Genomic DNA, 13,751 nt, shown 5'->3' with positions numbered 1-13,751 from the left:
GTCAGTTAGCCGTTTTCGCATGGATGCGATGATTTTAGGCTAACATCCTATGTGAACTCCTTTCCGATTCTGTGACATCCGCCGGAGGCTTAACTTCTTTCAGCGGGTGTTTTGACACCCGCTGAAAGAAGTTAAATGGCAAGGAGCTGTCCCTACTATTAGGACAGCTCCTCGTTTAATAAAGATAAAATAATCCACCATTAATAATTTCTATTTTAATTTTCGTATCGTATTGTTCCTCTAATGCCTTCTTTTCGATGTCATAGCATTCTGGCTTGTCTTCTTCCTCTTCATAAAAATAATCGAGTACTCGCTGATCACGTTGCCATCGTTTTTTTGCTTCAGTAGCCCATGAATGGTCATCTCGTTCAATAATCTTTTCAACAGTAGCATTTAATCTTTCAAGTGCTCTAAGAGGCTTAATGATATATTGTACATGAAAAGCATTGTCTGCTAGAACAGTGTCAAATTCAGATGTACATATCGTCTCGTGAAAATCCTCTTTTATGATCCCAGTTAGCAAGTTTATGCCAAATGAATAAAGCATTTCTTTCGTTCGGTCGCAGCAATACGACACTTTAAAATTAACACCAAGCCAAGGAGTAAGGATAACTTGCCCTATTTCGTTATCCACCTTTTCAAAAAGCTGAACATAAGCTCCTAGCTCCCTTGTTGCTTGAAAAAGCTGATTCATTCTCGGCGAACCGAAATGAATAACTTCGCCATAAAGGCTCCCAGCTGATACTGTTTGATTTGTAATGAAAGTTACTTGAGCTGGATTTGGCTCACCATTTGTAGCTTCTACGTATTGCCAATAAAATGGTCGGTTCATTATTTTTTTATCGATATCGACCGTTAATTGCACTGTAAGATAATGATGGTCTTCTCCTAAAATACAGCAATCATTTTCTGTGAAAAATTGTCGTAAATAACTATGAACTTGCTGTGGATACATGGTTCTTCTCCCCTACACTATACAGATTCTTTGAAGTTAGTTAGAATCGCATCTAAGTCGCCTACTACCTTTTCGAAAACATCAATTTTCGTATGAAGTAATGCCAATATGTTTTCTTCAATAGTATTTGCAATAGCCAGATTATAAATATGAACATCATGCTCTTGTCCTAAACGGTGTACACGACCAATTCGTTGCTCCAGCTTCATAGGGTTCCAAGGCAAATCGTAGTTAATGACATGATGACAGAATTGAAGGTTAATTCCCTCACCACCTGCCTCTGTTGCGATTAGAACCTGTGCCTTTTCCTTAAATAAATGCTTCATATAATCACGTTTATTTTTATTAAATTTACCGTTAAAAAGAACGCTCGTTATACCATTAGAATGTAAATACCATTGCAAATAAATTTGAGTAGCTCTATACTCTGTAAAAATAATTACTTTATCCTTTGCCTGTTCAATTATTTCAAGTGTCTTTTCTGCCTTTGAGTTCACTTCTAAAGACATTAATTTTGCTAGTATTTCTTCAATTTCTTGCGATTGTGGATTGTCTTCAAGCATTTTAGATAATGTTAAAGCTGTTGCCTCTTTGCTACTACACATTTCCTTCTGCAATGTAATTAATGCAAAAGAGCCTGTATTTTGAAGCGATCCGAGCAAAGCATAAACTTCTTCTTCTTCCTCCGTGAATTGGATAGGAACAATTTGAACGCGGCGATTTGTCCATTCAATGCCTGTGTCCTCTCTCCTATTCCTCACCATCACCTGATTAACTAATTCCTTTAAATAATCATCATGCTCTAAATCATGCTTACTTGCTGAAAATGCAGATTGAAATGTATCATAATTGCCAAGATGACCAGGCTTAAGTAAAGAAATAAGATAAAATAATTCAAAGACATCGTTTTGAATCGGTGTTGCCGTTAATAATAAGCAAAACTTTTTCTTTAAACCTTGTACGAATTCATAAATTTGAGTCTTATGATTTTTTAGTTTATGAGCCTCATCGATAATAATCATGTCGTAATCCTGCTCATAAATACGCTCTTTGTGCGGACTCTTTTTGGCAGTATCCATACTCATAATAAGGACATCGTAGCGCTCTATCGGAACGTTTTTTTTATAAGCTATTGCTGGAATATGGAATTTTAAATTTAATTCCTCAATCCACTGATTAATAAGAGATGCTGGAGCTAATATTAATGCTCTTTTGACAAGTCCTCGGATAAGATACTCCTTTAAAATTAAACCCGCTTCAATTGTTTTACCAAGTCCCACCTCATCAGCCAGAATCGCTTTTCCATTCATACGTTCAATCACTGTTTCTGCTGCATCCAACTGGTGTCTAAGTGGCTTTAAATTTGGTAAATACTTTGTCGCCTGTAAACCTGTGAAATCAGTAATTAATTTCATTTTCACAATGTCATAATTCATCTTGTACAATGTCCAACTATCCCACTTATCAAGATGATTAAGTTTATTTATAAAGCCTTCTTCCCATTCGGACGACCTTTCTATTTTCATGATCATCACCTCATGCTATTATTTCTAGTTTAGGTTGTCCAAAAAAGAGAAAGCTATGTTAAGGTTTTGCGAAAGAAAAATTAAATAATTAAAGTTTGCTCCGGCAAAGCGAGTGGTTGATTTCCGTTCTGACTGGGCGCTTTCCTGAGGGCGTCCGATGAGCCGCTTCACTTCGCTCCAATCAACCACTTCACATGACATACATTTTAAAATGACACCTTAACACGCTATCATTGATCATTTAGAGCACCTCAACATTCACAAAGATTTCCTAAGCCATTTTGTTTTTCAACACTAAAAACACCTGATGAATTTTTTCCATCAGGTGCTGCTTAATTCATATGTTTGCGAAAATGAGTAGGTGATAAGCCTGTCTCTTTTTTGAAAACACGGCTAAAGTAAAAATAATCCATATACCCTACTCTTTCGGCGATTTCTTTAATGCTTAAACCCGAGGTTCTTAATAAAAGCTTGGATTTTTGAATACGCAAATCGGTTAAATATGCAGTAGGACTTACTCCAATTCTTTTTTCAAATATATAGGTTAACTTTCTGCGCTCTATATTGAATTGACTAGCAATATCTAATACCGTAATGTTTTTTGCAAAGTTCTCTTGCATATACTCCATGATTACCGATATATTTTTCTTTTTATATTGGTAATCCATCATTTTAACTAATAAAATAATTTCCTCTAAAATATTCAAAAATAACGCTTTCGATTGAAGAAATGATAAGTTACTTCGGATAAGGTAATTTTGTATCAACTGCTGTAACATATTCATCAACTTCATATTATCCTCTACTTCAATAGCAAAATGACTATTGTATAGAGGGTATTCAGCTATTGATTCATCTGGCAACTTAAAATGAATAACTGCGTAGTTAAATTTTGTGTTATTCGCAACAATACGCTGTATATTTAAATTAGGACCAACATGAATAATTTTTCCTTTATCTAATACGTAATATGTTCCGTCAATAAGGATTTTCGCTGTACCTGTTACCGGAAATATTAGACCACCTGCGTCTCGCATCGTGTTATAGCTAGTTAATAGAGTTTCAGAAGTAATTTTCTCTGTAATCACATCAACAAATGTTAATGGCGCCATTGTATATAAATCAATTACATCTTGCATATCCATTGTTGTTATACCCTTTTTCAATGCTAAGTTTTATCCATTCGCTTTCACTGTAAAATTCCCTTTAAAAGCTTACGATTACGCTGTTTGAAAATATCATTATGTGAAGACACAATACCACCGTCTGATGCGTCTGGTTGAATATACTTCTTCGCACTATTAACCGCATGAAGGGCATCGTGGAAAGTGGCTGCTATTAGATGAATTTTACCTTCATGATGCAAAATATCTCCGGCTGCATAAAGTCCAGGTATTGAAGATGCACTATGAACTGTTCCAGCAATAAAATAATCTCTTATCCGTTCAATTGCTAGCGGGCTATTATCCAACAGTTCTTTATCTCGTAAATAGCCATGACTAATGACAACCTCATCTACAGGAATTTCTATTGTGTTTCCTGTTTCATGATTCATTAAAGCAACAGCTTTAATCATTCCTTCTTGATCGTCTGCAATAAGCTTAGTAATTTCAGAATTAAAGTGACATTCAATCGTGCTATTTAATAGTTCTGTTATTTGAGCCTCGTGCGCAGATAACGCTTCTTTTCGATAAGTTAAATATACTTTTGATGCAATTTCCGTTAATTCTAACGCCCAGTCTACTGCTGTATTCCCGCCTCCAGAAATAATGACCGCTTTATCCTTAAATTTCTCATATGATTTAATCGTATAATTTAAATTGGACACTTCAAAGCGCTCTGCACCCTCAATCTCAATTTTTTGCGGATTTAAGATGCCACCACCGATAGCAACAATCACAGTTTTTGAATAATGAATATTTCCGGATTCAGCTGTAATAACGAAATGTCCTTCCTCATTTTTGGCAATAGAAGTAACCTTTTCATCTGTGTAAATAGAAGGATTGAAGGTCAAGGCTTGTTCAATTAACTGGTCAATTAACTGTCCTCCTGTAATTGGTGTTAAACCACCAATATCCCAAATCATTTTTTCTGGATAGACATGGATTTTTCCGCCAAGCTGTGGCTGTGATTCAATAAGTTTTGTTTTCATCTCACGTAAGCCACTATAAAAACTGGAATATAAACCTGCTGGTCCCCCACCGATTATTGTTACATCAAATAGTTCTTTTTCTACCAATGCTTACACACCTTTCATTTTGTTACTAACCACTTCCACAATAGAATTGCGCTGAACTAAAATCATCAAGCATCACTATTATCTTCTTTAACCCCATTATACGATAATGATAATCATTATCAAATAAAATGATAGCAAAACATTTTTTTTGAGTACATGTAATTATCCGTTTATTTTTTTGTGTTATTTTGTCCATGTATAGTAAAAAATCTAAATCCATTCATTCAGAATCCTAATTTTCTTCTATAACTAAGCAGTATAGAAACTTCTTTCGTAAATTTTGAAAGGAAAATAGTCTTAAGTAAGTCTTTTTATTTCCCTCCTTTTTTCATACAATTAAAGAAGTGTTTCTTTCGAAAAATTACGATTTTATCAGAAGGTTAATGTTAATCTAACAGAGCCTTACTATTAAGGGGGTACTATGAATATTATTGAAGCATTATCAATGGCCATGCCTTATATTCATTTAGCTATGAAAGGCGAGGCCATGATGGCATTAGTGGATAAAGAAAGTGAGAGCATCGTTGTTTATTTACCTGGGAAACGGTTAGATGCTGGTTATAAAACTGGACAAAAAATTCACCCTGACGATGCAAATTTACATCTCCCGCTTAAGGGACAAAGTAATGATTTATCTGTACCGAAGGAAGTATATGGAGTGGATTTTAATGCCTATTCTTTTCCTATTCGTGAAAAAGGAATTGTCGTTGGTGCACTAGCTTTTGGACTACCTATTGATCATTCTCTCCAAATGGAGAAATATATCATTACTATGAATGACATTATTCAAAACTTACAGGATAAAGTACATACAATCGCCTCCCATTCGGAAGAATTAGCTGCAACTAGTGAGGAAATAAACAAACAGGCACAATTCGCTTTAGAGGATGCTGAAAAAACAAATGGTGTTACCGATTTAATTAAAAGTATTTCTCGTCAAACAAATTTACTTGGATTAAATGCATCGATTGAGGCAGCACGAGCAGGTCAGCACGGTGCTGGGTTTAATATAGTAGCACAAGAAGTTCGCAAGCTTTCTACTGAAACAACTACTGCTACTGATAATATTGAATCTTCGCTTCGAAGCATCAATCATAATCTCGAAAATTTAAAACAAAACATGACTCAAGTAAATAGTGCCACAAATGAACAGGCACAACTTGTTCATGACTTTAGTGAAATTATCGATGAACTTAGTACGCTTAGTGTGGAAATGAAGGATTTTATGTCCAACGTAATTAAATAAACTATTCTTTAAAAAATCTGTTCTCTTTTTTGTGGTCCTAGCCACATAATTTTGAGCAGATTTTTTTTTTTTAGTACAACCCTCTTTTTAATCAGTGCATCTGTTTCTTTTTCAAAATTTGTGACAAAAAAACAATAATTCCAAAAGTATTATTTTTAAAAATAATAAAAAAAGAACCTAAAAATCCCCTAAATATACGATATGATTACTTTTTGGTACACTATTGAAAAAGCAAAGATGAGGTCGACATGAAAAGAAAAATATTTATTTTACATGAAATTTATGGAGTGAACGATTTTATAAAAAAGCAAGCTGAAGCATACAGTAACGCCAGCACTACAGTTGAGTGCATTTCTTTATATTTAGAGAATAAAATGTTTCCATATGAACAAGAACGAGAAGCCTATGAGTATTTCATAAACGAAGTTGGCTTTGATGCTCCACTCGAAAAACTAACCAAAAAACTATTAGAAGCTAGGACACATTATGATGAAGTGCTATTAATTGGCTTTAGTGTAGGGGCAACATTAGCTTGGAGACTATCAACACTCCCATTACAGGGAATCGTTTGCGTTTATGGTTCACGTATTCGCCAATATCTGGATGTAATCCCCTCTTGTCCGACGCTTGTTATTTTACCAAGTCATGAGAAAAGCTTTAATGTCCATGAATTAAAGAAAAAACTCGATATATTACCGACTGTTCATACGAGACAATATACAGGTCAGCATGGTTTTATGGACTACCATAATTTGCACTATAGTCGTGAAAGTTATGTACACGCACACGCTGAAATTTTACACTTTTTGCAAACTGAACGCAGTCAAGGAGGACAAAGTAATGAACCAAAATGAAAACATGATTATTGATCCTTACATAGAAGGAGGAAATGTCATTTATCCAAACTTTCACCTATCGTTGCAGCCAGGCAGTATTATCGGCATCTACACAGATGTGTCTAAAATCCATACATTAATACAATGGTTTACAAAGCAAAGCAATACATATACACACCTTCGTGAAAGTGCCTTGTATGAGCGATTGACGGTTCGAGAATATATCCAATTTTGCTTAAAGCTTTTCCATACTTCTTCTGAAAAGATGGAGGAATTATTGAAATTATTCGCTTTAACGGAACAAAAGAGTATTAAAATCAGCAAGCTTTCCAATGGGGAAAAGCAACGATTAAAATTAATTCATACATATCTCCATCAAGCACAGATACAAGTTTTAGAAGAACCATTCCAAAATCTAGATGAGTTTTCCAAGCAAAAAGTCATTCAGTTATTGGATGCCTTACAAAAACAGAATAAAACAGTCATTTTACTGTCTAATAATCTTGAGGATTTAATTATTTCGAGTACAGAAATACATAGACTAGATACAATGGGCTTACACGCATTAGATATGAAAGAGGATGAAACCGAACCAGTTTCTCCCCCTCTTGAAAATGCACCGATTCGACTTGATAAAATCCCTACAAAGAAAAATGATAAGATCATTTTATTTAATCCCCCTGAAATCGATTATATCGAAAGTGTTGAGGGTGTTGTTTCACTGTATGTTGCGGGTGAAGCCTACCCATGTACATTATCATTAAATGAGCTGGAACAAAAATTGACACCGTTCGGCTTCTTTAGAAGTCATCGCTCTTATATCGTTAACTTACAAAAGGTACGGGAAATCATTACGTGGACTCGCAATAGCTACAGCCTAGCCTTAAATAGCAATGAAAAAGCAATAGTACCTTTGTCGAAAAACAAGCTCGCAGATTTAAAAGAAATACTCGGAATTTAGTAGATTTCCCAGGAAATAAACGACTCCTGTCAGCTGAAATATTTCTCCACTAATGGTCATTTTACTGCCTTTCACCTGTAATTTAATGTTGAACTCTCTATTGTCCCTTATAGTTGAGACATCAACAACAACACAGGAGGTTTTTCAAATGAACGCAGTAATCAATGTTCAGCATTTGAAAAAAACATTTAATAAGGAAGCAGCATTACAGGATGTTTCCTTTACCATTCAAAAAGGAGAAATATTCGGCTTTCTTGGACCTAGCGGCTCAGGAAAAACTACTACTATTAAAATATTAACGGCACAAACTGAAGAAACTGCTGGCGATGTTTTATTGTTTGGCCGCCCAGCAAATGAGATGAAACAAAGCAACAATCGTAAACGCTTCGGTATTTTAACAGATAATAGCGGACTATATACACGACTTTCAATTGAGGAGAATTTATTACTCTTTAGTAACTTATATCAATTACCTAAATCAGCAGTAAAAGAGGCGTTGGATTTTGTTAACTTATACGCTGATCGTAAAAAGAAAATTAGTCAGCTTTCTAAAGGAATGATGCAACGTGTTACGCTAGCACGTGCCATCATGCATAAACCGGAACTATTATTTTTAGATGAACCAACTTCTGCACTCGATCCTGTTAATACACAACATATTTATAATGGCTTGCGTAAATTAAATGAGATGGGTACGACAATATTTTTAACAACACATGATATGAGTGAAGCCGAAATACTTTGTGATCGTGTCGCCTTCTTACATAAAGGTAAAATTCGAGCAATTGGTGCGCCAAAGGATTTGAAAAAAGAGTTTGGCGATGAATCTATTACAGTAGAATTAAAAAATGGTGCTTGTGAAGTCATCCAAACTGGACAACAAGATGCTGAAAAACTGTTTCATTGGATGCAATCGAACGAAGTTTCTCGCATTTATACGAACGAACCAACACTAGGTAATATTTTTATGCAAATAACAGGGAGTGATTTAGTATGAACATGTCAATGACACGTATTCAGGCCATTTTAATGAAGGATTTCAAGGAATTTTCACGTAACTATGCGGTATCCGTTATGATACTTATGCCACTTGTTATGGCATTTTTTCTTAATAAATCGGGCAATGCTACTATCGCAACCTGTCTCCTTACAATAAATATGGCGTTTACTGTTGTGACTGCCTATGTACAATGCTGTCTAATTGCAGAGGAGAAAGAGAAAAACACACTTCGAAGTCTCATGCTTTCCCCTGCTTCACTTGGCGATATACTAATTGGTAAAAGCTTGTTTGTCTTTATCCTTACAATGGCAGTTGTAGCATTTTCTATTTACATTGTTGGCTATAGCCCAGCTAATCTTTTCATCTTAGCTATTGCTTTAATACTTTCGGCTGTGTTCTATATTGCAATAGGAACAATATGTGGATTATTCGCCAAAACAGTTATGGAAGGCTCTCTTATCATTCTACCTGTTATCCTTATTTTCGGGTTTGGCTCTTCTGCCCTAGCATTATCGTCTGCCTTTCCTATTTTAAAAATTGCAAAGTGGTTACCAAGTTCTCAGTTGACGCTATTAGCAGATGCTCTAGAAGGCACATACACAACAATGGATGTCATTATTCCAATCGCTACTATCATCGTATGGTCAGTAGTTACTTGGATTGTAGCAGGATTTATTTATAAAAAAAGAATGGTCGACTAATTTTTATTAAAAGTCAAGTTTTAAATAATTTACCCAATTATAATAACTACTTTATAAGATGTTTAACATTATAATAAAGTTTTAAAAGAAGCTGCGGCTAAAGTAAAAACATCTTACTCTGCTGAAAAATGATGTTTTTGCATATTAAAAAAAATACTTTCCGAAAGATAAAATGATTATGAAATTTTTATAACAAACAAAGTGATGTAAAACGATAATAAAGTTGTTTAATTTTGTTATAAAAATATAAGAGCCTTGCTACAATTTAGTGTGCAGTAAGGCTCTTTAAAGTTGTTTAATTCTTATTGGACTAAAGCCCCCGAAGAACTTTAATTTCTAAATAAAGCGATATTTACGTGAAAATTGCGTAATAACCAAAATAATCGTTAACCCAACAACGAGATACCACATTATATGAAAAGGAACTATGAACATTAATACACCAAATAATATAGCTGTTAAAGTGCTAACTGTAATTGATTGTATACTCGTAAATTTATCTTTAACAAAATAATATAAAGTGAACGGTAGTGCTAAAGTAAATAACGGAATATAAATTGTTACAATAGATGTCTTAATGAGGGCTATTGAAAGCACGGCTATTATGAAACCTATTGACGTAGTAAGCGTTCTTCCTACAAATACTTTACCAGTAAAATAGCCGTATAGCAGAATAAACATAATCGTTAAACTCGAACAAATTCCCATTACTAAAACAAATGAATAGCCTATGAAGAAAGCTGCTATTGATAAACACACTAAAGAAACGAATGGCAACAACAATATTGAAAGATTTTGCGTTTTTTCTATATTCATTACATTTGTAAAACCTACAAGAAATAATAAAGTAAATGGAATCGTCAAATATCCTAATTCGAAGTGATTACCTAGATTAATATGACTAACCTCAAGTTTGCCGACCATTATTATTACAAGTGATGCACAAATTTGACCAATCAGCCCCCAAATGCTTGATAATTTAAAAGCTTGAGTAAGCTTATCCGTAATTACAATTGAAACGATGCCAATTAATAAAGCTAAATATAACAAATTTTCCCCTCCCAAAATAATTCATTAGAAATACTCAAAGTTAAATATCGCTATCTAAAATTATACAGAAGATTTAAAAATAACCAAATAAAATAGTGATGCTTATTGAACTAAAGTGCTTACGTTAGTTGAAGAAGAAAAAGATAGGATTTTGTGGAATCCCATCTTTTGAAGTAAAGCCTCCGTTAGTGAAAATACGTATCCATTAGGAACGCTAAGGAATGATTTTTTATGCAAAAAAATGACAACGCTTTAAGAGGTGTCATTTGTCAGTTGTTAATATTAATTTTTCTGTTTGTCCCTCCCACATTATTTCCACTTCAATTTCATCATCCTTTTGGATAATTTCGCAGTTTCCACAAGTTATATTTTTAAATTTAACGGCTCCAAATTTCAATGGGCTTTCCTCATCGCTACTTCCTTGCCCCAAACTGTTATATTGGATTTTATAGTCTATCGTTTCTGGAGCTTTGTTATCTCCTATATACTTAATACTCCCAGCAGTTTGTTGCTCAACATCGTTTGTAACTACTACTTCATAAAGAATCTCCCAGTTATCTCCACTTTCTGAAAAACTATATTTGTCCCCATCCACACAGCCACTCATTAATAGCACTAAAGTAACCAAGAGTAAAATCTGTTTCAACACAATCCCTCCTGAAGTTTTTAATATTCGCACTATTATTCATACGTAAGTTTGACGATATCTATTGGCAAATGTTTCAAACTATAACAAAATCCACATGACATACGTTTTAACAAAATGTCATCCACAACTTTCGGTGATGAGCTATAATACTTTCTCCATTATCCTTTTTTAGTGGAATCAACTAGCAGCTGCTGCAAATGTTTTTTCACTTGTGGCCATTCTTGTAGCGTAATGCTGTACATCACTGTATGGCGAGTTGTGCCATCCTTACGCACCATATGATTACGTAAGATCCCCTCCTTTGTTGCTCCTAAACGTTCTATCGCCTTTTGGGAACGTAAATTTTCATGGTCTGTCTTAAGTTGTACACGCTGTAGATTGAGTACCTCAAAGCAGTATTGTAATAATAAATATTTGCAATTCGTATTAATGGTAGTACGCCAAAAAGCAGGTGTAATCCATGTAGTACCTATTTCAAGCCGTTTATGCGTTTCATCAATATCCATAAACCGAGTCGAACCGATGATTTGTCCAGATTTTTTATCCACAATCACAAATGGAAATTCAGTTTTTTCACGTTTTGCTTCTAATGCCTTGTCCACAAAGTTATTCACATCGCCCATTTTCTCTATTGCTGTGGACATGTGTGACCAAATTTCTGGATAACTACCAGCTTCGAATATTCCTTGCACATCCTGTAGTTCTAATGGCTTAAGTAATATTACTTCATTTTCCAACGCTATAAAATTCATTTCGCTTCACTCCTTTTTTAATATTTAACGGCAATTTTGATATGATAGATAGAACCAAATTTTAAAAAATGGACCATACCAGGAGGTGCAATATTTTGGAGCTATCGATCTCATTTACTGGAGATACATCGAAATACGTACAAATTTACGAAGAAATTAAACAAGCAATTTTAAGAAAAAAACTACTGGCCCATGAGCAATTACCTTCTAAACGAACACTTGCTAAAACGCTTGATGTTAGTATCCATACGATTAAAGAGGCGTATGAGCAATTACTAGCTGAAGGTTATATCTACAGTAAGGAACGCTCTGGTTATTTTATAGCGCCCTTTGAATTCGAATGGGGACAGCAGCTGAAGCAGCAAATATCCACAGCTACAACACCACTTACATATACTATAAAATTTGACTTTCATAATGGACATGTGGATAAGGAAGCTTTTCCTATTTCCATCTGGCATAAGCTGTTGAAAAAGCATTTCAATGTGGATAATTTAACGACAAGTCCCTGGCAAGGAGAGACTATTTTACGGACGGAAATCGCTCGTTATGTTGAACGTTCGAGAGGAGTTGCTTGTGAAGCATCACAAGTGTTTGTTTATAGTGGTACACAAAGTCAGCTTCAAGCTCTATGTCACTTTTTTGGCCCAAAAACACATGTTGGCTTAGAAGAGCCTGGCTTTAAAAGAGTACGTGCAACATTGCAACAATGTGGATTAACAACTCATGCTATTCCTGTTGATAACTTAGGGGTAACAATACCGAAAGAATCCATCCACATGTTATACACAACACCCGCACACCAGTTTCCGCTTGGCATGGTCATGCCTGTTGAACGGCGTGCAGAACTTCTGCAATGGGCTACTTCTGAGAAGGCATATATTATTGAGGATGATTATGACTCAGAATTTCGTTATAAGGGGCTCCCTATCCCCTCTTTAACAAAAATGGATCAGCTGCAACGTGTTATTTATTTCGGAACATTTTCTAAAACACTTATTCCATCGCTGCGCATTAGTTATATGATTTTGCCTAAATCGTTAGTCGAAGAATTTATGCTATTTAATCAGGAGCAAAAATCTGTTGTCTCAAAAATAGATCAGTTTGTGTTAGCCGATTTTATTGCCCAAGGTTTATTCGATAAGCATTTAGCCAAAATGCGGACTATTTATCGTAAAAAGCAACAAGCTTTACTAGCAGCGATTAACGTAAATTTTTCTAAGGAATTCGAAGTTATTGGTGAAAAATCTGGGCTACATATTGTTATGAAGTTACCAAAAAGGCTTGCTGAACAGGATGCAATTAGGTTGGCCCAGGAGGTAGGAATCAAAGTCTATCCATGTTTAACCTCCTATCAACAAGGCTCTAAACATGCTATGGTCATAATGGGCTATGGTGGGCTAACCCTCGAGCAAATCAATGAAGGGATCGCGTTACTTGCAACAGTTTGGTCATCATCCACGACAGCTTAATTCCGATACTTTACTTCTACTTGATTAGTTTGAGCTGCTTCTATACCAGGAGTAGCGACCTTCCCTGAAACACATCTCCTTTTCTTTAGGTATAATAAAGAGATTCAACAATACGAAAATAACAACCTTTTCATAAAATTTTATTCAATAATAAGAGCATACTATAAAACCTGATATAAGGTATTTATAGTATGGCTTTCTGAAATCCCCCTCTTTTTAGTTAAGCGTTAGACCGAAGATGAAGTTTTTTGCAGACCATGGCCTTACCATCTGTTGTTCTCAAGCGTTTAAAGATAATGCATTCATAATTGTCATAAAAAAATTCCTCCCTATATAGTGTTTTATAGTACGTACACCATATATA

General features: G+C 34.8%; 13 protein-coding genes. 6 read left to right on the top strand and 7 right to left on the bottom strand.

Annotated elements, in window-relative coordinates; translation table 11 throughout:
• Positions 1 to 175: 175 nt before the first annotated feature.
• From FJQ98_RS01685 to FJQ98_RS01670, 4 genes are all read right to left on the bottom strand, one after another.
• Entirely contained in the window at positions 176 to 955 is a 780-nt protein-coding gene (locus tag FJQ98_RS01685) for a YqhG family protein (RefSeq protein ID WP_053595866.1), read from the bottom strand.
• A 17-nt stretch (positions 956 to 972) separates the two neighbouring features.
• Positions 973 to 2,487: a DEAD/DEAH box helicase gene (locus FJQ98_RS01680; RefSeq protein WP_053595867.1), complete on the bottom strand. Its 1,515-nt coding sequence runs from the start codon at positions 2,485 to 2,487 to the stop codon at positions 973 to 975.
• Between the two features lie 326 nt (positions 2,488 to 2,813).
• Entirely contained in the window at positions 2,814 to 3,626 is an 813-nt protein-coding gene (locus tag FJQ98_RS01675) for a helix-turn-helix domain-containing protein (protein ID WP_201406604.1), read from the bottom strand.
• Between the two features lie 44 nt (positions 3,627 to 3,670).
• A complete protein-coding gene (locus FJQ98_RS01670; protein WP_053595869.1) occupies positions 3,671 to 4,720 on the bottom strand; it encodes an NAD(P)/FAD-dependent oxidoreductase in 1,050 nt (349 codons plus the stop codon).
• Positions 4,721 to 5,141: 421 nt separating this feature from the next.
• On the opposite strand from FJQ98_RS01670, the gene FJQ98_RS01665 reads away from it, so the two are divergent.
• The 5 genes from FJQ98_RS01665 (at position 5,142) to FJQ98_RS01645 (ending at position 9,464) form a co-directional block, all read left to right on the top strand.
• On the top strand, positions 5,142 to 5,966 hold the full coding sequence (locus FJQ98_RS01665; RefSeq protein ID WP_053595871.1) for a methyl-accepting chemotaxis protein: 825 nt from the start codon (positions 5,142 to 5,144) through the stop codon (positions 5,964 to 5,966).
• Between the two features lie 248 nt (positions 5,967 to 6,214).
• On the top strand, positions 6,215 to 6,820 hold the full coding sequence (locus FJQ98_RS01660; protein ID WP_053595872.1) for a dienelactone hydrolase family protein: 606 nt from the start codon (positions 6,215 to 6,217) through the stop codon (positions 6,818 to 6,820).
• Entirely contained in the window at positions 6,807 to 7,763 is a 957-nt protein-coding gene (locus FJQ98_RS01655; protein ID WP_053595873.1) for a LytTR family transcriptional regulator DNA-binding domain-containing protein, read from the top strand. The genes FJQ98_RS01660 and FJQ98_RS01655 overlap by 14 nt, the downstream gene beginning before the upstream one ends.
• A 148-nt stretch (positions 7,764 to 7,911) precedes the next feature.
• Positions 7,912 to 8,760 (top strand): ABC transporter ATP-binding protein, encoded by an 849-nt coding sequence (locus FJQ98_RS01650; RefSeq protein ID WP_053595874.1) that lies wholly within the window; start codon positions 7,912 to 7,914, stop codon positions 8,758 to 8,760.
• Positions 8,757 to 9,464, top strand: coding sequence for an ABC transporter permease (locus FJQ98_RS01645; RefSeq protein WP_053595875.1), 708 nt, complete (start codon positions 8,757 to 8,759; stop codon positions 9,462 to 9,464). The genes FJQ98_RS01650 and FJQ98_RS01645 overlap by 4 nt, the downstream gene beginning before the upstream one ends.
• A 336-nt stretch (positions 9,465 to 9,800) precedes the next feature.
• Here the strand turns inward: FJQ98_RS01645 and FJQ98_RS01640 are convergent, their stop codons facing one another.
• The 3 genes from FJQ98_RS01640 to FJQ98_RS01630 form a co-directional block, all read right to left on the bottom strand.
• The gene (locus FJQ98_RS01640; RefSeq protein WP_053595876.1) at positions 9,801 to 10,514 is read right to left on the bottom strand and encodes an MraY family glycosyltransferase; all 714 of its coding nucleotides are present in this window, start codon (positions 10,512 to 10,514) and stop codon (positions 9,801 to 9,803) included.
• 262 nt (positions 10,515 to 10,776) lie between these two features.
• Positions 10,777 to 11,160 (bottom strand): hypothetical protein, encoded by a 384-nt coding sequence (locus tag FJQ98_RS01635; protein ID WP_053595877.1) that lies wholly within the window; start codon positions 11,158 to 11,160, stop codon positions 10,777 to 10,779.
• A gap of 161 nt (positions 11,161 to 11,321) precedes the next feature.
• On the bottom strand, positions 11,322 to 11,915 hold the full coding sequence (locus FJQ98_RS01630; protein WP_053595878.1) for a GNAT family N-acetyltransferase: 594 nt from the start codon (positions 11,913 to 11,915) through the stop codon (positions 11,322 to 11,324).
• A gap of 95 nt (positions 11,916 to 12,010) precedes the next feature.
• Here FJQ98_RS01630 and pdxR point away from each other — a divergent pair, with 95 nt between their 5' ends.
• Positions 12,011 to 13,387: a MocR-like pyridoxine biosynthesis transcription factor PdxR gene (gene pdxR, locus FJQ98_RS01625; protein WP_053595879.1), complete on the top strand. Its 1,377-nt coding sequence runs from the start codon at positions 12,011 to 12,013 to the stop codon at positions 13,385 to 13,387.
• Positions 13,388 to 13,751 lie beyond the last annotated feature (364 nt).

Origin of the sequence: Lysinibacillus agricola (assembly GCF_016638705.1) — a bacterium.
Lineage (GTDB): Bacteria > Bacillota > Bacilli > Bacillales_A > Planococcaceae > Lysinibacillus > Lysinibacillus agricola.
The sequence above is the reverse complement of the archived record's forward strand: the minus strand, read 5'-3'. Positions and strand labels throughout refer to the sequence as shown.